Source organism: candidate division WOR-3 bacterium, from assembly GCA_039803545.1.
Classification (GTDB): Bacteria; Hydrothermota; Hydrothermia; order UBA1063; family UBA1063; genus UBA1063.
On record JBDRYS010000001.1, the window covers coordinates 751,234 to 776,093 of the forward strand.

A 24,860-nucleotide genomic window follows, 5' to 3' on the forward strand; every position below is an offset into this window, starting at 1 on the left:
AAGTAAAGCGAAAATTTAATAAAAACCAATCGGATAAAGTGCGTCAATTTCCAGCGTATCCCAATGCATTAATTTCTAACCCTCAACTAAGTTTGATTTTTACAACCCCCTTATTATAATTTGAAATATGAAAGGTGGACATACTGAACAGAGGAGAATTTTAGTCTTATTAGTGGGGATATTTTTGATTATTTCCCTTGGAACACTGGGCTACATCAAAATCGAAAATATGTCTCCCCTCGATGCACTATACATGGCAATCATAACAATTTCCACCGTTGGCTTCAAAGAGGTTCACCCATTGAGCGATACTGGGAAAATATTCACCATCCTATACATCATCACTGGAATTGCCTTTGTATCCTATACCCTCTTTACAGTTGGCGAACTTTTGTTTGAAACAACTTTTAGCAATTTACTTTTGAAAAGGAGGAAAGAAATAAAAATGGAAGGGCATCACATTATCTGTGGCTTTGGGAGGATAGGCAGCATAGTAGCAAAGGAACTTCATGGAAAGAATGAAAAATTCGTGGTCATTGAAAAGGACCCTGAAAAAATAAGAATATTGCAGGAAAAGGGATTTCCTTACATTGAAGGAGATGCCACGGAAGAGGAAACTCTACTCATGGCTAATATAAAAAAGGCAAAGGGAATTGCTTGCACACTCACAGAAGATGCTGACAACTTATATGTGGCACTTACCGCAAGAGAGTTAAACCCTAACATTGTGATCGTCTCAAGAGCCGAAAACGAGTCTTCAGTTAAAAAACTAATAAAAGCCGGGGCAAATAAAGTAATTACCCCCTACGAAGAAGGTGCAATAAAAATAGCAGAATACCTCACGAAGAGGGAAATTGTAGAGATTGTAGATTTTATAATTAATGCAGAACCAGTCCAATATGCAATAAAACAATTGGTTCTTGACAAACATCACCCACTGGTTAATAAGACATTGAGGGAAGCAGGCTTGAGACAAAAACACGGACTTCTTGTGATCGGTATAAGAAGAGGGGAAAAAACGATCTTTAATCCATCGCCTGATGAAGTTTTAAGAGAAAACGATGTACTTGTCGTGATTGGTGAAGCGGAAAAGCTAAAAGGGGAGAATCTTTGAACGTTTGAAGGATATCGGATAATATTATCCTATGCAACCCTTTACTTTGCCACTATATTTAATAGCAACTTTTTTGGTTTCGGGAATACCCTTTGGACTCTTGTATGTTAAAATCTTTCACAAAAAGGACGTTAGGACCTTCGGCAGCGGTAACATTGGAGCTACCAACGTTCTAAGAGCAGCAGGGGCTGGAATAGCCTTACTAACGGCTGTATCGGATATTTTAAAATCTTTTATTCCCGTTATTCTTGCCAGAAAGTTTTTCTCTGATTCTTTATTTCCCTACTTAGTCTGGATGACTGCGGTCCTTGGGCACTGCTTTTCACCTTATCTTAAGTTAAAAGGAGGCAAGGGTGTATCCACCTTCTTCGGGGGGCTTTTAGCCCTTGAGCCACTTGCGGCACTCATAACCTTCGTAATCTGGGTTCTTGTTATAGCTGTATCGCAATATGTATCCTTAGGATCAATGATAGCCTCTGCAGTGCCCTTCGTAACATTTCTCACAAGAGGAGCAACTACAGACATTTTATTGATTTCCTTCTTACTACCGCTTGTTATTGTCTATCGCCATAAAGATAACATCCGAAGGCTCTTAAATAAAACAGAAAACAAATTAAGATTAAAGCAATGAGTAAAGTTGCAATAATCGGTTCGGGGAGCTGGGGGTTAACTCTTGCAATTTTATTAAATGAAAAGGGGCATCAGGTATCGGTACTCTGCAGGCGCTTAGAGAAAAAGATTGAATTGGAAACAAAAAGAATGGATCCCAAAAGACTCGGTGAATATAAAATCCCCGATTCTATTCGATTCACTTACGAACCTCAAGAAATAGCCGATTCTGAATACCTCATTTTTGCTGTACCTTCACAACATTTGAGGGATTTATTGATTAGAGTGGCCCCAAAACTCAACCCATCAAAAATCGTATCTGTGATCAAGGGAGTCGAGGCGAAAAGTCACAAAACACCTTCAGAAATTCTTAAAGAATTTTTCCCTTCGTCTTACATTGCCGTATTAACAGGTCCATCCATTGCAAGAGAAGTGCTAAAGAAGATACCAACCTCTGTGGTTGTGGCATCCGAAAATATTGAATTCGCTAAGGAAATCCAGAATCTCTTCCACACGGGATATTTTAGAGTTTACTATTCATCTGATGTGAAGGGATGTGAACTCGGGGGCGCCGTAAAAAATGTAATTGCAATCGCCGCGGGAATCCTTGACGGCTTAGGTTTTGGGGCAAACACCAAGGGGGCCCTAATCGTGAGAGGCGCAAGGGAAATGATGAGGCTTGGTGAGAAATTGGGGGCAAATCCTCTCACCTTTTCAGGCCTTTCCGGGATTGGGGACCTCATAACGACCTGCTTCTCACCCTTCTCAAGAAATAGAATAGTAGGTGAGGCCATCGCAAAAGGTAAAAAGCCCGAGGATGTGCTCAAAGAGATGGATATGGTGGCAGAGGGGCTTGAAACTTCCCATGTAATTTTGGAAATTGCACAAAAAGTTGGTGTTGAAGTCCCTGTAGTAGAATATGTCCATAAGATTTTGAACGGTGAAATATCTCCACAAGAGGCCATTAATGCAATACTAAACAGACCACCAAAACCTGAGTTCTATTAATAATAACCCTTTGACTGAACAAGGCTTTAATTTTAAAATCAAGTTATGGCAATCAAGATTTACAACACTCTGCGAAAAGATTACGAAGATTTTATTCCCCTTTCCGATTCAAAAGTAGGCATTTATATGTGCGGGATGACAGTTCAAGACAGGCCCCACTTAGGTCACATGAGAACATTCCTATTTGGAGATGTGTTAAGGAGATATTTAGAATACAAGGGCTACGAAGTCATCTACATACAAAATTTCACCGATATTGATGATAAGATAATACAGAGGTCCAAATCAGAAAACGTAGATTGGCGGGCTCTTGGGGATAAGTACGAACAAGAGTTTTTAAAAGCCGCAGAAGCACTCAATGTTAAGTTAGCCACTTACTATCCTAAGGCCACACAGTTTATCCAGGAAATTATAGAACTCATCGAAATCTTAGTTCGTAAAGGATTCGCATATGAGTCTAATGGAAACGTATATTTCGAGGTAGCAAAATTCAAAGATTACGGAAAACTATCGGGTAAAAACATAGAAGACCTTAAAGAATCTTATAGGATTGAACCAGATCCAAACAAAAGAAACCCAATGGACTTTGCTCTCTGGAAAGCCCACAAAGAAGGAGAACCCTACTGGTATTCACCATGGGGCAAGGGAAGGCCAGGGTGGCACATTGAATGTTCAGTAATGTCTACTCATTTCCTGGGACAGCCTTTTGATATCCATATGGGAGGCCAAGACCTCATATTCCCACACCATGAAGATGAAATAGCCCAATCGGAGGCTGCCTACGAACGAGAATTTGTAAAGTATTGGATTCACTCAGCACCAATGTTAATCAAAGGAGAAAAAATGTCCAAGTCTACAGGACTTTACTTCGCCATAAGCGACTTGCTGGAAAAGTATACTCCAGAAGCCATCAGACTTTTCATCTTACAAAAGCACTATCGATCTCCAGCGGAATATGTGCCTGATTACCTTGAAGAAGCAGAAAGGGCAATCGGTAGGCTAAAGAGTTTTCTCAATCAAGTTACACCTGCCGACGGGAAAGTAATCGGGGAAAAGGTAAAGGAGTTCGAAGAGGCAATGGAAGACGATTTAAATACCCCGAAGGCAATTGGAATCGTCTTCGAACTTCTAAAGGAAGGAAACGTTAAGCTACAGAAAGGTGAAAGTGCGGCCGATGAAGGAGCTACTATCCTATTTATTTTAGAAATCCTCGGTTTTCGCATCACCGACTTTACTAAGAAAAAGCTTGACACGGAAAAGATAAGCGAACTTGTCCGTTTAATTCTCGACGTAAGACAGGAATTAAGAAAAACCAAAAACTTTGAGCTTGCAGATAAAATAAGAAGTGACCTTGAACGGTTGGGAATAAAGGTGAAAGATACCCGTGAGGGTACCATCTTCGAACTTTGATTGAAAAAGGTGAAGGATTTATAATTTAACACAATAAGGAGGTAAAATGAGGAAGGTATGGATAATCTTAGATATTGTGCTCTTCGCAGTACTGGTGTTCGTTCTCTCCTATCCTCAAATCCAAGCTGCTAAGGTAAAAGAGATTACCATTGTTCAATACAAATCCATAAATGCACTTCCCCTTTATGTCGCAATGGAGAACGGATACTTTGACTCCCTCAAGTTAAAAGTTACTCTCCAGGAAACCGACAAATTAGGCGAAGAAGTTGAGAAAGTCGGAAGGGGAGCCTTTGGTGCAGGTGCTGGCACGACCTGGGATCTTTTCGCATTAAAGGCATCGGCAAGCCCTGACCTCTTCAGGATTGTATACAACGCTAAGTCATCGATAGATAACCCCCAATCTGCCCTCGTGGCACCGAAGAACAAACCAGTAAGGACCTTCAGGGATCTCGCAAGAAAGGGAATAAAGATTGGCTATCTCAAGGATTCCAGGCAAATGGATATGTTAAGATATATGCTTTCAGCTGAGAACATTAAAGAAGATAATTACAGTTTAGTCGCTTTAACACCAGCAGAAATGAAAGACACAATGGCACTTCGCTTTGTAGATGCTCTACTTGTAACAGAGCCCTTGAGAACCTATCTAATAAGGAATAAACTCGTTAACATAGTTGAAGACGGTGTGTTGGAAAGAAGAATTATGTCACCATTCCTTTGTGGATTAGGTTATACCTCTAAGGTTAATGTTCAACTCAATAAAGAAGGCGTAAGGAGATTGGCAGAAGCTCTTAACATGGCTATCGATTTCATAAGAAAAGAGCCACAGAAAACACAGGAAATCCTCAGAAAATATATGGAGCTCCAGGATACCTTCTCTGTGAATATTCCTGTTTTCGAGAAGTACACAGAACTGACAGATGTCTCCGAAATTGACAGAACAGTCAAGAAGTACATGGAAATGCAAGTGATATTCAGGGAAGTAAACTTCTCTAATTCAATCCTTAGAAAGGAAGAAATTCAGAAGTAAAAAATGGGGCCCTTTCGGGCCCCATTTTTTTCAATGCAGAGATTTATTTTAGTTTTCCTTTCCTTTGTTTTTTATCTTTTATCCTTCCCGCCATTTAAACTGTATCCCTTTGCTTTCTTTTCCCTGGTGCCCTTCTTCTCAGCCATAAAAGACCTTAAAAAAAGACACATTATTCTAATGGGCCTTCTCTTCTTTTATCCTTTCTGGTTTTTCCATACCCACTGGATTCTCAATATGGAAGTAGAACCTTCTACAAGACCCTGGCTTGTTGCCGGCCTTGTAATTCTCCCTGCCTACCTTTCGCTATTTAATGCTATTCCTATACTCGGCGTAAAGAATAAGTGGAGGGTTCTGCTTATCCCCTCACTCTGGGTTATCTTCGAATATTTGAGAAGCTCTTTTTATACCGGCTTTCCATGGCTGAATATTGCGTACTCCCAACTCGAGAATCCTTATTTTAGAATGCTGAACTCCATTGGTGGTATCTTCTTTACAGGGTTTTTATTAATCCTCTCCTCAACTCTATTATTTGAGTTCTGGGAAACAGCCAGGAAAATTTACCTTTACCTTTTCGCGGCGTTAATTCTGACTTCCCACCTTGTAGGCGCCATGCTCTATTACAAAAAAGAAGTGCCGGAAAAGGAGTTAAAGGTACTGATTTTTCAGCCAAATGTCTTGCCAAGGGAAGAGGACGACTACAGTGAATGGGTCGAAGTAGAAAGGTCTTATGCTAAACTCCTCGCAGAAATAAAAGATACCTACGACCTTGTACTACTTCCCGAGTCTGCTCTTCCAGGATACTACCGTTTCTCTCTAAAAGCACAGGCCATTATTGACTCACTTTCACGGATTACCAATGCTCCAGTGCTTCTTGGGAGCGCGGATGTAGATTTCAATGGAAAAAGAAGGGTTTTCAATACGGCCCTCCTTATTCAAGGAGACTCTATTATTGGACAGTACAACAAAATCCACTTAGTGCCTTTCGGTGAATGGTTGCCTTATGAAAATAAGGTTAAATTCCTCCAGAAATTAGAATTTGGGCAAGGCGATTTCTCCCCAGGAGATTCCGTAGTAATGTTATACGCTAAAGGTATACCCTTTGGAACTCTGATCTGTTTTGAATCTATCTTTCCCTATATTTCACGTCAATATGCATTGAAAGGTGCAGGTTTTCTCGTTAACATCACCAGCGATGGTTGGTATGGTAGATCTCTTGGACCTAAGGAACATTTTGAACTCCTTAGGTTTAGGGCTATCGAGACGGGCAAATTTATTGCCAGATCTGCTAAAACAGGGATTTCTGCGGTCATCGACCCCAAGGGCCGAATTGTAACCTCCCTTGGACTTTTTGAATGGGGTTTCATATCTTCTCATATCGGTGTTTTCTACAAAAAGACCCCTTATGCGAAATTTGGTGACTTTATCATTATAATTAGTCTTATGATAACATGTGTAGTGCTAATACTAACGAAAAGGAGGAAAGGTTAAAATGCTTAAGAGTTTAATGAAATGGTTTGCAATTTTATCGATGGGAAGTCTCTCGGCTCAAATAATACCGATAGATTCATTACAGGGTTACGGCGACAGTTCTCCCTATGTGAACCGGACGGTTACCACCGTTGGTATCGTTACAGCAACGGTACAGGACTGGACAAGATACATTAAAGGCTTCTTCATTCAAGATGCTGAAGCTCCGTGGCATGGAATCTATGTCTACACTGGAAGTCTTGTGATTAATGTTGAAAGAGGGGATTCTGTAAAAGTAACTGGCCGCGTATCAGAGTATTATGGCTTAACTGAAATCTCGCCTTCATCTGCTGCTGATGTAGTTGTTCTAAAGAAAGGTGCAAGAATCCCGAGACCATTAAAAATTTCAGCCTCTGCAGTGAATACAGAACCCTATGAAGGTGTCCTTATCCGGGTTGATAGTGTTACAGTAACCAATAGCAACTTAGGTAATTATCAATTCGAGATCAGAGACCCACAGGGAGGTACTACCATAGTCCAAAATTGCGCAGGATTTTCATACTCACCACAAGTCGGTGATTTCATCCTCTCCGTTGTAGGTGTTGATTATTATTCCTACAGTGCTTTCAAAATCGTACCCCGCAGAAATGAAGACCTTGTCTTCAATGGCGACGGTACAGGCTATTTCTATTTTGAAAACAACATCATAGCAACCTCAGAAGAAAAAGAAGTTATTTTAAGGGCGGAAGCATCGGCACCAGTGACCATTTCTAAAATCAAAATAGTGATACCCCTAAATTTCCATGTTACAGGTGACATTGTACTCGGAGGCCCTGCCTTCTCACAGGCAACGTGGAATTTCACTAATGACACTCTTCTCGTTGAAAATGCTAAATTAAAACCTGATACTGCTGGTTTTATACAGTTTACGAGGCTTTATGCCCCCTCACAACCTGGTACTTATGGTTTTGAAATCTACACCCTTGCAAGCGCCAATTTCTCTAAGAATCCAGATTCTCCGAAACTAAATGTCGTCAGCATCGTTGGAGGTGGTACGGCTAGCATAATTCCAAGTATCGTTCCATTGTCCATTCCAGGACAAGTAAGCATAACCATCAACAATAACTTTGGCACATTGAGAAAGGTTAAATTGCTCTTGCCAGATAGCGTTTATCAGTGGGACGGTAGCTTAATACTTTCAGGAGATGGCTTCCAGAATGCTATATACACGATAAGTGGCGATACCATAACCATTGACAGCGTTGCCATAGATTCACTCCGCAGCGGCCAGATTGTCTTAAATAACTTTTCCTTCACCCAGGAAGGTCTATCCCAGTTTATTGTATATACTGGAACGGTTGATTCTATCGCCCCCATCCAGAATTCACCTAAAATTTTCGTTGCCTCACCAGATAGCACTATTAAACTCAAATATTTCCATATTAATGAAACAAAAGGCTTCCTAATGGGGCAAACAGTTCTCATTAAAGGTGTAGTCTCGGGTGTAATTGGTGACAGAACTTATATCCAGGACTCAACAGGTGGAATAATAGCCTATAGAGCACCGAGCCTTGCAGAAAATACAGTTGTAAAACTCCAGGGACAATTTAGCGAGTACAAGAACTCCTCACAGCTCTATTCGGCACAGCTCGTTACTTCATACGGTAGTGGCCATGTTGACACTACGATAATCACTTCACCCCCTACTGAGAATAACGAAGGTATGCTCATAAAAGTAGAAAACCTTCTTCCACCTCCTGATGTAACCTATTTCATTCCCGATAGTGCTTTAGTATTCAGAGATTCGCTGAATAATCAGTACCGGATTTACGTTGCATCGACCAGCGATTTGGCCTATAAGCCAATCCCCCAGGGTAAAATGGATGTCGTAGGATGTGTTTATCAATTCGATTCCTACTACAACATCCAGCCCAGGAGAACTAAAGACATCACAGCCAAGGGAAATGGAACGGGCACCTTTTCCCTGAATCCACCCTATACCTATTATAACCAGTCAAAGGACGTTGACCTTCTTATCTCGTCGCCCTTCGCACCTATTAAAACCTTAGAGGTCCAGTTCACGGGGGCCTCCATAGACACCTTCAGGCTCATAGGTTCAGGGTTTGAGAATCCTGCCATTGATTCCTTCTACAAAGATTCCACGACCGTCTATTTAAAAATTTCCGGCACCATCGATTTAACCTCTGATACATTAAGATTTATTGGCCTTAAACCCAGTGACAGCGTCGAATCCATAACCTTTAATGTAAAAACATCAGTAGATTCTGGAGGCTACCTTGCACCCACTCTAACACCTCCCATACTCTACGTTGCAACCCCTATTGGTTATGCAAGACAAAACGGCGAAGATGGCTTTACACCCGCCTTTTTAAATAGAACTTTCAGTGTCGTTGGAATTGTTACCGCTCCTCCACGAATCTTTTCCACCACAAGAACCTCTATGTATATTCAAGATGAAACAGGCGGAATCAATGTTTATTACTCAGGAAGTTACATAGACCTTAATGTAGGCGAACTTGTTAGAGTTAAAGGAACAATTTTACAGTACAACGGCCTGACCGAAATTTCACCAACCCTTTCCACAGACCTTGTAAGACTGGGAAGCGGTTTCAACGTTGAGCCCATGAAGTTAGAAGAAGGGAAGGCATTGAATGAGAGTCTTGAGGGCCTCTTAGTTACTGTTCAAGGAACAGTTGCCAACTCACCTTACGCATCGGGTTCAGGGATGTCTTTTACTCTATATAATGGAATGACGCCCATTGACGTTTACGTTTACAACACCACTGGCATCAATCTAACTTCCATAACCCCTGGTTCAATTTACAAGGTTACGGGAGTTGTGGGTCAATACGATGCAACAACGCCCTACAGCTCCGGTTACCAAATCCTTCCGAGATTTCAGGAAGACATCGAGCTGGTTACACCCCCGGCTTCTGTAGGTGAAATTGCTCTCAACATCACACCTAAGGTTTTCTCTCCTTATCTTGGTGAGGCATTAAACATCGAAGTTTCTGTTCCCACAGGAACGATTTATAACCTTAAAATTTACAATTCATCCGGAAGACTAATAAAGACCCTCGCTACTGCCAAGAATATCCCCGCCGTTTTCCAGTGGAGAGGGGTCGATGAAAGAGAAAGCTTAATGCCTGCCGGACTCTACATACTCCTTCTGGAATACACAAAACCTGACGGAACTAATGGTAAAGTCCAAAAGGCGATAATCCTCTCAAGACCTAAATAAAGTTCTTCTCAAAGTAATAAGCGAAATTAAAGAGCAAAGGCTCTGAAAGTACCTGCCCCTCCACCTGAAAACCGAGGGGCAGGTTATTTTTTGTCCTACCCCATGGTATTGCCATTGAAGGAATACCTGCTAAATTTGCATGGATGCTAAATAGATCAAGGTAATAAAGTTCCACCGGATCCTTAATTTCATCTACTTTCGGTGCAGGGAAAGGAGACACCGGAAGGATTATTAAATTAACCTTCTTAAAAGCCTCATCGAGGTCATTCTTAATTAGCCTTCTCACTTTTAAGGCCTTTAAATAATAGGCGTCGTAATATCCGTGAGATAAAGCAAAGGTTCCGATTGCAATCCTCCTTTTCACCTCTGCACCAAAGCCACTGCTCCTTGTTGAATTGTAAAGGTCTTCTAAGTCTTCGGCCTTCTTTCTGTAACCATACCGTATTCCATCAAATCTTGCAAGGTTAGAGGAAGCCTCCGACGTTGCGATAATTTGATACACCTCTACGGAATATTTCAAGTGGGGTAAGGGGACTTCCACAACTTTAAAACCCACCTTAGAGAGAACTTCAACCAACTTAAAAAAGTTATCCCTCACTTCTTCGTCCATTCGGGCCTTTTTAACCAGGTCTGGATAACCAAGGACTATCTCAGATGGGTTTATTTCTCTAAGAAGGGATTCTAAAGAGGGTGCTTCAACACTTAAGGAAGTGGAATCCTTTGGATCAAAACCCGAAATGGAGACATAAGCCCTGGCAAGGTCATCAACATTCCTTGCAATGGGACCAATTTGATCTAAGGAAGAAGCAAAGGCAACAAGGCCATACCGAGAAACGGTCCCATAAGTGGGTTTCAAACCAAAAACACCGCAAAAGGAGGCAGGCAACCTAATGGAGCCGCCCGTATCGGAGCCGAGGGATACTACTACTTCTCCTGCGGATACACTGGCAGCAGAACCACTGGATGAACCACCCGCAAGATATTCAGGATTTACAGGATTTTTAGTTGGCCCATAAAAGGAATAGGTACCAAGGGCGCCCATAGCAAACTCATCCATATTGAGTTTTCCCATAACTATAGCACCATCCCGCAGCAATCTATCAACCACCGTTGCGTTGTAAAGAGAGATATAACCTGAAAGGATTCTGGAAGCGCAGGTAGTCCCAACGCCCTTTACGTTAATATTATCTTTAATTCCTACTGGAACACCGAAGAGTCTCGGGAGAACGCCTTCTTTTCTGTATTTTTGTAAATACCCTTCCAGTTCCCTTGCCCTCTGCAAAGCATACTCATCGAGAATGCTGATAAAGGTATTCAAAATCGGCTGATTTTCTCTAATAACTCTAAGATGTTCGTTTACAACTTCCGTTGGGCTCAGCTCACCGGCTAAATACTTTCTGTGTAACTCAGAAATTGAGAAAAAATGCCCTGGCATACTATAATTTTAATCGAACGCCTGCCATTATTCAAACAACAAATTCAACTTCTATAGGGAAAATCTAATTAATTCCCATTTCCATCACCCTGTCTATCCCGATTTTCTCGCAGTAATCTGTGAAAATTTGAACAAGTTAAGAATCTTCGTTATAATTTCTTAACTAAACAGGAGGCTTCTTCATGAAAGGGTTTGCGGGAAAAATTTTAAGGGTCAATCTCACCACTAAAGAAATAAAAACCGAACCCCTAAAAGAAGAATTTGCAAGAAAGTTCATCGGAGGAGTGGGGTTCGGTGCAAAAATACTCTACGACGAAGTTCCCGCAAAGGCAAATCCCCTTGGCCCAGAAAATAAGCTGATCATAACACCAGGAAGCCTTGTAGCCACAGGCCTTCCAACAATGTCAAAGACTGCACTCAACTTCAAATCGCCCCTCACCGGTGGCTATGGAAGGGCGATGGTTGGTGCCTACCTCGGTGAAGAACTTAAGAAAGCAGGATACGATTGCCTTATTATTGAAGGTGCGTCAGAAAAGCCTGTATACATTTTAATAGAAGATAATAAAGTGGAAATCAAAGATGCCAGCGATCTCTGGGGAACATTGACCAGTGAAGCTCATAAAAAGCTCCAGGAAAAACATGGTAAAGTAAGAACCGGAATTATTGGACCTGCTGGAGAAAAGCTTTCGAAAATTTCAGAAGTAGATTTTGAAGAGAGGCAAGCAGCAAGGGCCGGCGTCGGTGCTGTTATGGGTTCAAAGAAACTAAAGGCTATTGCCGTTAAAGGAACAGGAGAAATTGAATATTACGACAAAAACCTCCTAAAAGAACTCATAATTAAGTGGGGAAAGATTCTAAAAGAGCATCCCGCCACGGAAGCCGATATGAAGTATGGAAGCGGAGAGTTCTATGAGTGGGTAAACAGGGAAAGAGGAACCTTCCCCTCCCTCAACTGGAGATACGGTTATATGCCTGTTTACGATCAGCTCAAAGAGGGCGAAAGATCGCACCTCGACCCATATTACTGGGCTCCAAAATATACAGTGAAGAACAGGCCTTGCCCACATTGCACTAAGCCCTGTGGTAGATACATAAGGATAACCGATGGGAAATATGCCGGTACTGAGGTCGAAGGCGTTGAATATGAAGTTCTCTATTCCCTTGGTGGCGTCCTCGGAATCGACGATATCGGTGCAGTAGCAAAAATGAACAAGCTCTGCGATGAGTACGGCCTTGACGCCATTTCTGCTGGAGTAACCTTAGCATGGGCTATGGAATGTTATGAACTCGGCCTCCTCACAAAAGAGGATACTGACGGCCTTGATTTAAGATTCGGAAACGACGAAGCCGCCGTGAAGGCCATTGAAATGATGGGTAAGAAAGAGGGTAAACTTGGAGAACTCCTCTTTAACGGTTCAAAGGAGGCTGCAGAAAAGCTCGGTAAGGATTCCTGGAAATACGCGGTACATATCAAAGGGCTCGAATTACCTGCTTACGATATCAGAGGATTGAAGGGTGTTGCCCTTGCCTTTGCAGTCTCCACAAGAGGTGGCTGCCATCTCACCGGCGGAGCTTACGGAATCGAGCTTACTGGTAAATGGTGGAAGATGTGGAACGTCGACAGAACTAAGGGCGAATGGAAAGGCTTCGAAATAAAAACCTTAGAAGATTTAATGAGCCTTTACGACGCCACAGGCGCTTGCAAATTTTCAAGACACATGTTCTTTATCGAAGCCTTCCCGGAGATGTTCAAAGCCGTTACCGGTTGGGATATGAGCGAAGAAGAACTCTGGGTTGCCGGTGAAAGGATTTACAACGTAACAAAGATGTTCAATGTGAGGGAGGGATTTTCAAGAAAAGACGATCACTTACCATGGAAAGTCATGAACGCCCCCATACCTGCTGGACCTTCCAAGGGTCTTTATGTTTCTGAAGAAGAGTTTAATAGTATGCTTGACGAATACTATATGGCAAGAGGCTGGTCTAAAGAGGGAATTCCCACCAAAGCCAAACTGTCGCAGCTCGGTTTGAAAGACCTGGCTGAAGAGCCTTTTGTAGCAGGAATATAAAAAACAGGGGGGGCCCGAAAGGGGCCCCAACAAAATGATTTCAATTTTTATAGGAAATCTTTCCAGTTACCCTTCCCTGTTGCTCAGCGATAATTACAGAAAGGAATACTACATAAAGTCCTTTATCAAATACTCACACCAGGAAAACATCATACTTCTTCTGGATTCCCTTCTCAAACTAAAAGGATTGACTTCCAACGACATTGACGAACTTATCATTTTTGAGGGCCCCGGCCTCTTTACCAGTCTTAGAATTGGATATGCTTTGGCAAAAGCCTTTTACCTGAAAAAACCCGAATATAGACTTTACACGATAAAATCCCTCGATGCCCTTGCCATTACAAAAGGGCCTGACAAAGGCTGTTATATCCCCTGTCTGCCTGCTCAAAAGGGTGAGGTCTTTTATGCCGTTTATGAAAACGGGAAGCAGGTTTCAGAAGTAAAAATCGATAACCTTCAAAACTTAAAGAATAATCATTGCAACCGTACAATTGAGTATTTCCCTGATTTTCCCGATGCCGATGTGCTTTACGAGGCCTTTATTCAATTAAAGGACCATTTAAAGCCAGTTAATCCCGTTGAAGCAGAGCCCTTCTACGTTAGATTACCGGATGCCTATACAAAAATAAGGAAAAACTTAGAATGATTTTCATACCCTTTGGCATCATCCTCTTTCTTCTAATCCTGCTATTTTCAGGCATTTTCTTTACCCTCTGGATACTGGGCTTAATCCCCTTCGCCTTCACAAAACTTGGCATAAGTTCTCAAACTGCCATATTTTTATACCTTGCCACCTTGCTGGGCAGCTTCATCAACATACCCCTCGCTAAACAGACCTCTTACACCATAAGAAGGACTTTCTGGTTTGTAATCCCTGAAGTTCAGGAAACGATAGTCGGAATTAACGCAGGTGGAGCTATAATTCCCCTTGCGATTTCCCTTTACCTTTTGACCAAAATTAATCCCCTTCAATGCTTGATTCCAGTTCTCCTTACGGCCTTCATATGCAAATCCTTCACCAGGGTAGTACCCGGAAGGGGGTTTGTGATACCTGCTCTAATTCCCCCAATCGTTGCGATCCTTTTGGCTTACCTCTTTTATCCCGAAAACCCTGCAGCCTGCGCCTACGTGACCGGAACCCTCGGGACTTTGATTGGTACAGACCTTATGAACTTACACAAAATAAAACAAATTAAAAGCACCTTTGTTAGTATAGGTGGAGCTGGAGTCTTTGATGGGATATTCTTGACGGGAATACTTTCCGCCCTTTTAGTGTAATTACTTTATCTTTATAAGCCTTCCCGTAATGTTCCCCTTTTCATCCCTAACAAAGTAAATACCCGGCTTTACAAGCCTTCCTTGAGAATCCTTTCCATCCCAATACTTCTCAGAACCTACCTTCTTTACTTCCTTTCCACTGGCATCAAATATCACAAGGTTCCCAACTGGGAACTTCACATTGTCGTAAAACAGAATGGTTTTAATTGCAACACCCTCGCCTGTCCCACTGTCTTTTACTCCAAGATAACCACCTGCTTCCACAAAATGTGCCTTGAACCAGTCCCAATAAAGCCTTGCGACGCTGGAATTCCTTATTATTAAAAGGTTCTCGTCGTTATCACTCGTACCGTTATTCGACCAGTTCATTGAACCTGTTATAACATAAGCGGTATCCACAATCATCACCTTTGCATGCAAAAGATTATAGGGCGAAGAGATATTAGCCCAATAGACCTCAATCCCTGCATTTTGTAGATCAGCAAAAACGGGATTGATCCCCGCATTATCCTCATGAACTCCCCGCACAGAAATTCCACGGTTGTGCAGTGAAATCAGAGTATCCCTCAAATCATACCTTGTAAAGCTATAGATAAGGTAAGAAATAGAAGACCTCGCTTTTGCGGCGAAATTGCACACGTATTGAATCGGGTTATCTTGCGGAGAAAAGTAAAGCCAAATTGTATCACTACCTGAGATGAAAAGGTGTTTACTAAGCACGTCACTCTTTCTCGTCCCTGTCCGAGATGCAAGGGTATCGGGACTTATTGAAGAACTGCCCCACATTTGATTAAACTCTTTAGTATAGGCATCAGCAAGCTCGGTACTTCTTATGGTTACTACATTGTCCACGTGTAAATAATCCCCAGCGTTAAAACTGCCTGTCCACACAAAATCGTTTGATGGATCAGAATCGCCAAAATCTCTAACGATGAATTTATTATGCATAATGTGGTCAGTGGAGTTGGCTCCCACGCCTTCGTGAATTACAGGGATACCATTACTTATCAATCTTTGAACCCCAGCCTCGTCGTAATATGTGCTATCTGTTATAATCCTGATCCTGACCCCACGCCCTTTAGCAGCAATCAAGGAATCAACAATTGTACTGTTAAAAATTTCGTAGTAGCAGCAATCCAGTGAATATGTAGCACCGTGTATGAATTCTCCGAGCCTTTCGACCAAATTATCATTTTCGAAATATACAGAAAAGGAAAAACCCCCAACCTGAAATCCAAAGGTATCGGAAAAGACAGTGTGATACTGGTCCTTAGCTAAAAGGTAATATCTAACAAAAAATCCGCTGTTTTGGCCGGGTATACCAAAATAATAGGAATTGTTTCTACTGGAATCTGGCACTATACCCTGGAAAGAGCCAAAATTTAAACTATAATAAAGGCTACAAGCTACAATATCGTTATCTGGGTCTGATACCGTAGCCACCACATTAAAAGGCTGGTTTGGTTCAGGATATTCAGGACTCCTCACTATAGAGGTAAAACTAGGGGGAGTTCCCTGAGGAGGAGAATCGGTACGGTAGAACGAGGCCTTGTCCGCATATCCCCCAAGGACATTATCGGCATAACACCTTATCCTTAAAAGTGCATATGCAGCATTAGGTGGAGCATCTGCAACAATGGAATCAACCACCCATGAATTTAGAACATTTGCATATTTTACATCTGTTGATGTTATAAATGAATTGCTCGATGTAAACCAACTTATTAAAAAACCAACACCTTTATTCCCTGTACCATTTACCGCAAAAAGTGCTACCTTAAAGGTGTAAGATACCCCTGGAGTAACAGAAACATTCTGATAGACACCCGCATTTGTTGTACCTGTTGCCTGTAACGCAATGCTATAGTTTCCGTGATATACAGGGTTAGTAGCCTGCGAAAGGTTTACTCCACTCTCCTTTAACCAGCCTGTAGGGACCCCATTACTCCAATCCTCAAAGCTTCCGTTGGTGATTAATTCCTGTGAGTGGGAATAGGTGGCAAAAGCCAAAACGCCCAAAATCCAGATTATTTTAAGATACCTTTTACCATTCATGATATCTCAAGGTTAAAGGTTGATTGGGAAACTTCAAACTTAGTGCCTGAATCTCCTTATACCCGTAAACACAAGGTTGATGCCAAGCTCCCTTGCCCTTCTAATAACCTCATCATCCCTTACCGATCCGCCTGGTTCAACAATTAGCTTTATACCATGACTGTATGCAAGTTCAATACTATCAGTAAAGGGGAAGAATCCATCAGAAACGAGAATGGAACCTCGAGCCCTCTCACCTGCTCTGCTTAAAGCAATTCGAAGGGCTTCTACCCTACTTGTCTGCCCCCCTCCTATACCCACGGTCATACCCTCTTTGACAAGGATAATAGCATTGGATTTCACATATTTGATCACTTTGTCTCCAAAATAAACATCTTCAAACCAGTTCTCATCGAATTCTCCCGCAACCACTCTCAAATCCTCTCTCTTAAGTTCCCTTGTATCTCTTTCTTGAACGAGTAGATCCCTATCAATAAAGCGATACTCAAAAGAGGAGAAACCCCCCTCTTTTACTTTGATGACCCTTCGCTTCTTCTTCTTTTTTAATAACTCAAGGGCCTTTTCTTCGTAATCTCGCGCCACAAGTACTTCAAAAAAGAAATCGTTAACGGTTTGGGCAAGTTTTTCGTCAACGATGCCGTTAAAGGCTACAATGCCACCATAGGCGGATTCCTCATCGGACTTTAAAGCCTTCCAGAAGGCATCTTCCAGATCGTTTCCTATTCCAACACCACAGGGGACATTGTGCTTTATGATGGCACAAGCTGGTTCTTTAAACTCGTTGACCACCTGCCAGGCTGAATAAAAATCAAGAATGTTGTTGTAAGAAAGCTCAGCGCCCCACAAAAGTTCTGCTCTCTTCAAAAAGGTATCCTCAAAGAGGGTATTAAAATAAACGGAGGCCTTTTGATGGGGATTCTCCCCATATCTCAAGTCAAAGGCCTTTTTAAAACTCCCCACAAGGAAGTTTTCATCTGCCTCGAATCTCCTGGAAAGTTCATAGTAAATGGCACTGTCGTACTCAATAGCCTTTCTGAACCCCCTCAAAGCGAGCAATTTTCTATCTTCAATGTTCAATGTACCGTTTTTGACTTTTTCCGCAACCCACTTGTAGTCCCCAGGTTCACACACCAGAGTTACCCAGAAATAATTCTTTGCTGCAGCCCTAATCAGCGAAATTCCGCCAATATCGATAAATTCAAGAAGAGACTCCAGTTCGAGATCTAATTTCGCTCTAAAGGGATAAAGATTCACCACTACGAAATCAATTAATGGAATGTTGTGGGACTCAAGAAAGCGCAGATCCTCTTCCTTATTCCTGCGGGCGAGAATACCTGCAAAAATTACAGGATGAAGGGTTTTTACCCTTCCTCCTGGAGATTCAGGAAATCCCGTTAATTCCTCGACACTTACAACGTTAAAGCCTCTGCCTCTCAAATATTCAAAGGTGCCACCCGTGGAGAGGATTTGATAACCTGCATCCTGAAAGGCAGATGCCAGTTCTTCGATACCTTCCTTGTAATACACACTAATGAGGGCAAATCTTTGCATTTTGCTACTCAAGAAGTTTTATAATCACATAAGGGTAAGTGCGATGCTCCAGTCTATGAATCCTTCGCTCGACACTTTCAAGACTTTCCCCTTCCCTTACTTTAATACACGCCTGTTCAATAATTGGACCCGAATCCACTCCTTCATCCACATAATGGATGGTTATTCCCATAACTTTGCATCCTGCTTTATAAGCCCGCTCAATGGCGTTAAGCCCTGGAAAGGCTGGCAAAAGAGCTGGATGAATATTTACGATCTTCCATCTAAAACGTTCAACGATAAAGGGGGGCAAGATTCTCATATAACCAGCAAGGGCAATAAGGTCAGGATTGAGTTCCTCAAGCTTCCTAAGAAGCGCTTCATTATAAGCCTTTTTGCCTTCAAAACTTTTGTAATCCAGAATAAAATAGGGAACCTTTAATCTCTGAGCCCGTTTAATTGCCTTAGCCTCTGGATTGTCAGTGATCATCGCAACACATTCGATAGGCCAGGAATTTTTTCTTATTGTTTTGACTATGGCTTCAAAGTTACTACCATTACCTGAAGCGAGAACAACAAGCCTCTTCATAACGAGAATTCAACTTGTTTAAGTTGCTCCAAAACGTAATTCCTTATCTCATCAACAGAAGGCAAGGGCCTCACTAACTTCCCGTTCTCTAAATACTTTTGCAATATAAGTTCCCCTTCTCCTCCGCAGGAGTGGCAGGTGGCTGTATCGGCCTCGTACGGAGTAACATAAAGAGCCTTGCACTTTTTACATCTCCAGACCTTCTTTCTGCCACTGAATTTCCCCTTCTTAGCAAGGGGAACACCTTCTACTTCCACGATATCCATAGCAAAGTCAATGGTAGGAGCATTGGAAATGGACGTTCCCACACCGAATCCAAAAGCACCAGCCTTTTTCAAAGGCGGTATGTCATCCTCATCAAGGCCACCGGAAACATAAATTCTGACGTTTTTATAACCCCTCAAATCCAGCTCCCACCGAACTTCCCTCACAATTCTTTCCATGTTCCCCCTGCGAGATGCAGGGGTATCAAGCCTCACACCCAGAAGGTCCTTTATTTTAGATGCAGCCTCTAAGGAGGCGAACTTTTCATCACCAAAGGTGTCGATCAGGGCAATTCTGGGAATATCCTGCGGCATAATTTCATCGTAAGCCTTCCATGCCTCTTCTTCACCCATAATGAGCATTAAAGCATGGGGCATAGTGCCCGTTGGTCTTTTACCGATGGCTTCGGCACCCAGTATGGAAGACACCCCGTCACAACCGCCTATATAAGCATTCCTGTCAATAAAGGGGGCAAGTGCGGGATGCATTCTTCTGACGCCAAAGGACAAAACTACAGAGTCCTCTGCAGCTTTCTTAATCCTTGCAGATTTTGTAGCTATTCCCGATGCCTGACAGATAAGGCCAAGGGCAGGCGTTTCAAACTCAGAAAAGCTCGAATATTCTCCCTCAATAGCCATCACGGGTATCGGAACACCCTCTGGATCACGAGGGGTAAAAAGGGTGCCCTCAGGTATTGAATACAAAGTGATCGGAAGGCCTTCCAGGAGCTTAACCACATATTCTAACCCTGCGAAAACTGCCCATGGGTATTTATCTGGTAAAGAACCAACGGTAAACTCCGCCAACACCGATTTCTTTACCTTTTTATGCCGTAAAATTTCTACCGTCCGCTTAAAATAAATGTCTGTAGTTAATCCTTTCTTTATCTCGTCACCTGATGCAATGTGGAAAAGGTCCACACTAAGCCTCCCCCTTTAATCTGGCGAAAACAATCCGCCCTGTCTCCGTCTGTAATACCGAGTGAACTATAACCTCAATCTCCTGACCTATATAAGAACTCGCTCCATCAACAACCACCATGGTACCATCCACAAGATACCCTACCCCTTGTTTTTTATCCCTTTCCTTGCCCTCACGAACAATCTTGATCTTTATAATGTCTCCAGAATTTAATGGTAATTTAAGTCGCTCTGTAAGTTCGTTTACATTTAACACAGAAACCCCCTGGACCTCAGCGACCTTTTTTAAATTGTAATCAGTGGTGATGAGCTTAGTGCCAGTTTTCCTTGCCAGCTCTATGAGTTTTTCATCCACATCGTGCTTTCCGGGAACATCCTCCCGAACGATAATCAGTCTATCTTTCAATAAATCCCTTAGCTTATCCAGCATTTCCATCCCCCGTCTTCCCTTTTCCCTCTTATCGGGATCCTTTGAATCTGCAATGTTTTGAAGTTCTTTCAGCACAAAGGCGGGAACTGCCAGATTGCCTTCCAGAAATCCAAGTTCCACCATATCCACGATCCTTCCATCTATTAGTGCACTGGTATCAACAAGCTTTGTGTACTTTTTCATCTCGCCTTTGATCTTATCCTTAGACTTAATAAGCTCATCCTTTCTGGACAAGACATAAGCGACAAAAAGATAAATTGCAGCGGTATTTGTAATGAGAAAGACCCATCCCCTGGTCTCTGGCCGCCTAAAATCGGGAAACTGGATGATCAAAAAGCCTATAAAGGTTCCAAAAAGGGCTCCCGCTATGATAGTCGCAAGAAAAACAGCCACCTCTCTAAAGGTTCTATGGGAGAGAAGTTTTTCAAGGGCTATAACGGAGTAGGAAATGAGCGCGGCAACAGTCACCGCCAAATAGTAAGATAAGTGGGCCCTTATACCTACGAAGGTGATAAGGCCGAACAGCACCAAAAATACGATAATACGCCGTATATTTAACCAAGACATAGCTTAACAACCTCCTCAACACTTTTAAATTCTAATGGAGAAAATACATTTATAAAACCAAGCCTCTTCGCTTCCTCAATTCTTCTCTGAAGATTTGCAACCCGGCGAACTTCCCCGCCGAGTCCCACTTCCCCGATAAAAACTGCATTATCGGGTAAAGCCCTCTTTTTGTAGGAAGATATAACAGAGGCCACCACTGCCAAATCGGCAGAGGAGTCCTCTACCCTCATACCCCCTGTTACATTTAAGAAAATATCCATACCCCTTAAATTCACCCCGGTAAACCTTTCCACGACAGCAAGAAGCATGTAAAGCCTTTTTGTATCAAAACCTGTTGTAACCCTTTGAGGTGTCGGGAAAAAGGTTGGTAGCACAAGGGACTGAATTTCAACCAGTATGGGCCTTTTACCCTCCATAAGTACAGTATAAGCAATACCCTCTTTTCTCACATGATCCTTTGAAATAAACAAAGTTGCCGCATCGCTAACCTCCTTAAGGCCACTGGAGGTCATCTCAAAAATGCCAATCTCATCAGAACTTCCATAGCGATTCTTAGTACACCTTAAAATCCTCAAGTCTGAACCCTTTTCCCCCTCTAAGTACAGGACAACATCAACCATATGCTCTAATGTTTTAGGGCCAGCAAGGGTTCCGTCTTTGGTAACGTGCCCTACAATGATTGTACTCATTAACCTTTCCTTGGTCATTCTTAGAAACTCAGCTCCGCATTCCCTTACCTGGGTTACACTACCCACCACCTGGTCAATTTCCGGTTTGTAAACCGTTTGAATGGAATCTATTATGAGTAGAAATGGTTCAATTTTTTCAACAACAGACTTAATCTCAGAAACATCCTGCTCGCCTATTACGTAAAGAAAATTACTGGAAATGCCTACTCTTATTGCCCTCCCTTTTACCTGTTCAGGAGACTCCTCCCCTGAAACATAAAGAACCTTTAACCCCTTGTCCGTTAAAGCCTTTGCAATTTGAAGCAAAAGAGTAGACTTACCTATACCCGGTTCGCCCCCAATCAAAATAAGACTGGAAGGTGTAATCCCCTCTTCCAATACCCTGTCAAACTCATAAATACCCGTCGGAACTTTCCTGTACTCCTTGATTTCAATCTCGCTGATCTTCTTAACCCTCTCTATCCCTGAGGAAGTCTTAGCTCCGGTAGGCTCATCTCTAAACTCTTTAAAGGTATTCCACTGACCACAATTAGGACACCTGCCAAGCCATTTTACACTTTCATAGCCACAATTGGAGCAAACAAAATAAGTTCTTGATTTTTGAGATCTACCCATTTCAGAAAAGTTTCAACTTCGCCTTAATCTCGACGCCTTTCTTAAACTCCTGTGAAATCGACCGCAACATATCAAAAACAGAATCGATTTTGCTGTAAAGGGTATCATTTGCAAGGAGTGGATTTTTTCTCAAAATCTTCATTGTTGAATCCGCCTCAATGAGAACGGTATCCAACCTTTTCAAAACCACGGTAAGGTTCTCATTCTGCTGAGAGATTGCTACAAGGGCTGTATCTCGGAATCCCCTTAAGGTCTTATCAACCTCAACAAGAGCTCTGTCTAAGTTTGAGATCACGGGTTTTAATTCCTTCATACTGGTTCTCAACTCTCCTAAGAAACTTACAAGGGTATCAGAGAGGTTCAGAAGCTCCCTCACAAGGTCATCATAGCTTCTGGTCTTTATACCTTGAAATCGGTAATTCCTTGGCACAGGTTTGCCGTCTCCTGGAATTATCAGGAGTCTCACTTGACCCAAAAGTCCCACGGTTTCAAGAATAACGTTAGATCCTTCATTGAGTTTATATCTTTCCGTATAAAAGGTTAAAACTACCTTGTTATCCTCGATTCGAACATCAGAAACCCTACCCATTGGAACGCCGAGAACCGTTACTACATCGCCCTTTCTCACATTCACTGGACCTTCAAAGACCGCTTCGTAATATGCTCTGTTTCTGCGAACATTAAAATCTCTCGTCAAAAATAGCCCACCAATCAGAAGGAAAAGGAGAAAGGTAATTGTTAGACCAACCTTCTCTTCAAGGGTCATCTAATTTCTATTTCCCCTTTAACTTTTCCCAGTCCTTTAGAAACCTTTCAATTCCTATGTCTGTCAGCGGGTGATTGACCAATTGTCTTATAACCTTAGGAGGCACTGTAACAATAGGCGCTCCCATCAGTGCAGCCTCAAGAACATGGAGTGGATGCCTGACAGAGGCCACAATCACCTCCGTTTCGAACCCGTAATTTTCATAAATCTGTAAAATTTGCTCAACAATGTCAAGGCCGTAGTGGCTTATGTCATCAAGCCTTCCTACAAAGGGAGAAACATAGGTTGCTCCAGCTTTGGCAGCAAGTAAAGCCTGCAAAGGCTGGAAAATAAGGGTAACGTTCGTCTTAATCCCCTCCTGTGAAAGGGTTTTCACTGCCCTCAATCCGTCAGCGGTCATCGGTATCTTAATAACTACGTGCTCGTCAATCTTTGCCAGTTCCCTTGCCTCCTTTACCATTCCCTCATAATCTGTGGAGACCACTTCTGCTGAAACAGGACCCTTTAAAATCTCACAAATTCTCTTAATTACCTTGACCGGGTCTCCACCCTCCTGTGAAAGGAGTGTGGGGTTTGTTGTTGCACCTTCTATAATCCCCCACTGAGCAAGCTCTTCAATCTCCTTAACGTTTGCAGTATCGACAAAGATTTTCATTACAGTCCTCCTTTTAATATTTAACCTCTAACAGCGTCAAACCCTTTGCAGGGGCAACGATGACCTTCCTTTCTCTCCCCTCTAAAAAATTCTGAAAAAATTCAATGCTGCAAAACTTTTTAAAGGAATAAACCATACTGCCAACAAGGGTCCTTACAAGCCTGTAAAGAAAATGACTTCCCTCCACATAGAAAACGATCTCATCCTCCTCTCTACGCCAGTAAGCATTGTAAAACCGTACCCTTTTATCCTCTTTTTCCTTGACCATCTCAAGGAAGGAAAAATCAATTTCGCCCTTTATAAGCTCCGAACACTGTGAAAGGATTTTCTCATCTAAAGGATACGGCAACTCCCATACATACCTTGACCTGAGTGGAGAGCGTTTACCATCCAGAATTCTGTATCGATAAACCTTTGATTTTGCTGAGAATCTCGCGTGAAAATCGTCCGGGGCAGGCTCCAGAGATTTAACATGGACATCTTGAGGCAAAATCGCATTCAAAGACCTCTTCAGCTGGTTCAGATCAAGTTGCAAATCCGAATCAAAGTGCACACTGAAAACCTGATTTTCTGCATGGACACCGGCATCCGTCCTCGATGCACCGATTAGCCGAAAATCAACGTCCCTAAACAGGGTTTTCAAAGCCTCTTTCAAAACCCCTTGAACCGTTCTTCGGTCTTTCTGAATTTGCCAACCGAAAAAATCTGTTCCGTCGTATTCCACGACACCCTTTATTACCATTCACTATTTTTCCTCAGGTGCAAAACCGAGCTTCCGCTGTTCCATACCGAACAATTTTACCTCTCCAAATTTAGCTTCATACTGCTTGATGTTGTCCTCGAGGGCTTTTAAAAGCAATTTTGCATGCTGTGGCGTCATCAAGACCCTCGCCTGGACCTTTGCCTTTGGAAGCCCTGGTAAAATCTTTGCAAAATCGATCACAAATTCACTCGGTGAAAAGGAGATCATCACCATATTAGAATAAACGCCCTGAGCTACATTCTCATCTAACTCTATTTCAAAAGGTTTTTGAATTTCCATATAACCTCCTGTACTGCTTTAATTTTACATGATTTTTTCAAGTCTTTCAAAAGACCTGT

At 42.3% G+C, this 24,860-nt stretch carries 21 protein-coding genes; 10 read left to right on the forward strand and 11 right to left on the reverse strand.

What is annotated here, in order from left to right; genetic code table 11:
* Positions 1-127: 127 nt before the first annotated feature.
* From ABIM45_03405 to ABIM45_03435, 7 genes are read left to right on the forward strand one after another with little or no spacing between them, the layout of a single operon-like run.
* Positions 128-1,114, forward strand: a complete 987-nt coding sequence (locus ABIM45_03405; protein MEO0238958.1) for a potassium channel protein — start codon at positions 128-130, stop codon at positions 1,112-1,114.
* Positions 1,115-1,145: 31 nt separating this feature from the next.
* Entirely contained in the window at positions 1,146-1,745 is a 600-nt protein-coding gene (plsY, locus tag ABIM45_03410; GenBank protein MEO0238959.1) for a glycerol-3-phosphate 1-O-acyltransferase PlsY, read from the forward strand.
* The gene (locus tag ABIM45_03415; protein MEO0238960.1) at positions 1,742-2,731 is read left to right on the forward strand and encodes an NAD(P)H-dependent glycerol-3-phosphate dehydrogenase; all 990 of its coding nucleotides are present in this window, start codon (positions 1,742-1,744) and stop codon (positions 2,729-2,731) included. Before plsY ends, ABIM45_03415 begins: the two co-directional genes overlap by 4 nt.
* 51 nt (positions 2,732-2,782) lie before the next feature.
* Positions 2,783-4,141, forward strand: a complete 1,359-nt coding sequence (gene cysS / locus ABIM45_03420; GenBank protein MEO0238961.1) for a cysteine--tRNA ligase — start codon at positions 2,783-2,785, stop codon at positions 4,139-4,141.
* A gap of 46 nt (positions 4,142-4,187) precedes the next feature.
* Positions 4,188-5,168 carry an ABC transporter substrate-binding protein gene (locus ABIM45_03425; protein MEO0238962.1) on the forward strand — a complete coding sequence of 327 codons (981 nt, stop codon included), beginning with the start codon at positions 4,188-4,190 and terminating at the stop codon, positions 5,166-5,168.
* A 33-nt stretch (positions 5,169-5,201) separates the two neighbouring features.
* Positions 5,202-6,656: an apolipoprotein N-acyltransferase gene (lnt, locus tag ABIM45_03430; GenBank protein MEO0238963.1), complete on the forward strand. Its 1,455-nt coding sequence runs from the start codon at positions 5,202-5,204 to the stop codon at positions 6,654-6,656.
* Position 6,657: 1 nt separating this feature from the next.
* Positions 6,658-9,897, forward strand: coding sequence for a hypothetical protein (locus tag ABIM45_03435; GenBank protein MEO0238964.1), 3,240 nt, complete (start codon positions 6,658-6,660; stop codon positions 9,895-9,897).
* On the opposite strand, the gene gatA is transcribed toward ABIM45_03435, so the two are convergent.
* Positions 9,890-11,332: an Asp-tRNA(Asn)/Glu-tRNA(Gln) amidotransferase subunit GatA gene (gene gatA, locus ABIM45_03440; GenBank protein MEO0238965.1), complete on the reverse strand. Its 1,443-nt coding sequence runs from the start codon at positions 11,330-11,332 to the stop codon at positions 9,890-9,892. The genes ABIM45_03435 and gatA overlap by 8 nt on opposite strands.
* Before the next feature lie 182 nt (positions 11,333-11,514).
* Between gatA and ABIM45_03445 the strand changes: the two genes are divergently transcribed.
* From ABIM45_03445 to ABIM45_03455, 3 genes are read left to right on the forward strand one after another with little or no spacing between them, the layout of a single operon-like run.
* Positions 11,515-13,401 carry an aldehyde ferredoxin oxidoreductase family protein gene (locus ABIM45_03445; protein ID MEO0238966.1) on the forward strand — a complete coding sequence of 629 codons (1,887 nt, stop codon included), beginning with the start codon at positions 11,515-11,517 and terminating at the stop codon, positions 13,399-13,401.
* 34 nt (positions 13,402-13,435) lie between these two features.
* Complete coding sequence (gene tsaB / locus ABIM45_03450; protein ID MEO0238967.1) at positions 13,436-14,047, forward strand: tRNA (adenosine(37)-N6)-threonylcarbamoyltransferase complex dimerization subunit type 1 TsaB; 612 nt, start codon at positions 13,436-13,438, stop codon at positions 14,045-14,047.
* A complete protein-coding gene (locus ABIM45_03455; GenBank protein MEO0238968.1) occupies positions 14,044-14,679 on the forward strand; it encodes a DUF1614 domain-containing protein in 636 nt (211 codons plus the stop codon). The genes tsaB and ABIM45_03455 overlap by 4 nt, the downstream gene beginning before the upstream one ends.
* Here the strand turns inward: ABIM45_03455 and ABIM45_03460 are convergent, their stop codons facing one another.
* From ABIM45_03460 to ABIM45_03505, 10 genes are read right to left on the reverse strand one after another with little or no spacing between them, the layout of a single operon-like run.
* Complete coding sequence (locus ABIM45_03460) at positions 14,680-16,734, reverse strand: phospholipase D-like domain-containing protein (GenBank protein ID MEO0238969.1); 2,055 nt, start codon at positions 16,732-16,734, stop codon at positions 14,680-14,682.
* Positions 16,735-16,773: 39 nt separating this feature from the next.
* Positions 16,774-18,285 (reverse strand): bifunctional phosphoribosylaminoimidazolecarboxamide formyltransferase/IMP cyclohydrolase, encoded by a 1,512-nt coding sequence (gene purH / locus ABIM45_03465; GenBank protein MEO0238970.1) that lies wholly within the window; start codon positions 18,283-18,285, stop codon positions 16,774-16,776.
* A gap of 4 nt (positions 18,286-18,289) precedes the next feature.
* On the reverse strand, positions 18,290-18,853 hold the full coding sequence (gene purN / locus ABIM45_03470) for a phosphoribosylglycinamide formyltransferase (GenBank protein ID MEO0238971.1): 564 nt from the start codon (positions 18,851-18,853) through the stop codon (positions 18,290-18,292).
* On the reverse strand, positions 18,850-20,037 hold the full coding sequence (locus tag ABIM45_03475; protein ID MEO0238972.1) for a nicotinate phosphoribosyltransferase: 1,188 nt from the start codon (positions 20,035-20,037) through the stop codon (positions 18,850-18,852). Before ABIM45_03475 ends, purN begins: the two co-directional genes overlap by 4 nt.
* Before the next feature lies 1 nt (position 20,038).
* Positions 20,039-21,034, reverse strand: a complete 996-nt coding sequence (locus tag ABIM45_03480) for a PIN domain-containing protein (protein ID MEO0238973.1) — start codon at positions 21,032-21,034, stop codon at positions 20,039-20,041.
* Positions 21,022-22,338 carry a DNA repair protein RadA gene (radA, locus tag ABIM45_03485; protein MEO0238974.1) on the reverse strand — a complete coding sequence of 439 codons (1,317 nt, stop codon included), beginning with the start codon at positions 22,336-22,338 and terminating at the stop codon, positions 21,022-21,024. Before radA ends, ABIM45_03480 begins: the two co-directional genes overlap by 13 nt.
* Position 22,339: 1 nt before the next feature.
* Positions 22,340-23,104: an MlaD family protein gene (locus ABIM45_03490; GenBank protein MEO0238975.1), complete on the reverse strand. Its 765-nt coding sequence runs from the start codon at positions 23,102-23,104 to the stop codon at positions 22,340-22,342.
* Between the two features lie 7 nt (positions 23,105-23,111).
* The gene (gene fsa, locus ABIM45_03495; GenBank protein ID MEO0238976.1) at positions 23,112-23,759 is read right to left on the reverse strand and encodes a fructose-6-phosphate aldolase; all 648 of its coding nucleotides are present in this window, start codon (positions 23,757-23,759) and stop codon (positions 23,112-23,114) included.
* A 13-nt stretch (positions 23,760-23,772) separates the two neighbouring features.
* Positions 23,773-24,501: a tRNA pseudouridine(38-40) synthase TruA gene (gene truA / locus ABIM45_03500; GenBank protein MEO0238977.1), complete on the reverse strand. Its 729-nt coding sequence runs from the start codon at positions 24,499-24,501 to the stop codon at positions 23,773-23,775.
* Between the two features lie 3 nt (positions 24,502-24,504).
* Positions 24,505-24,801, reverse strand: a complete 297-nt coding sequence (locus ABIM45_03505) for a DUF3467 domain-containing protein (GenBank protein MEO0238978.1) — start codon at positions 24,799-24,801, stop codon at positions 24,505-24,507.
* Positions 24,802-24,860: the final 59 nt, after the last annotated feature.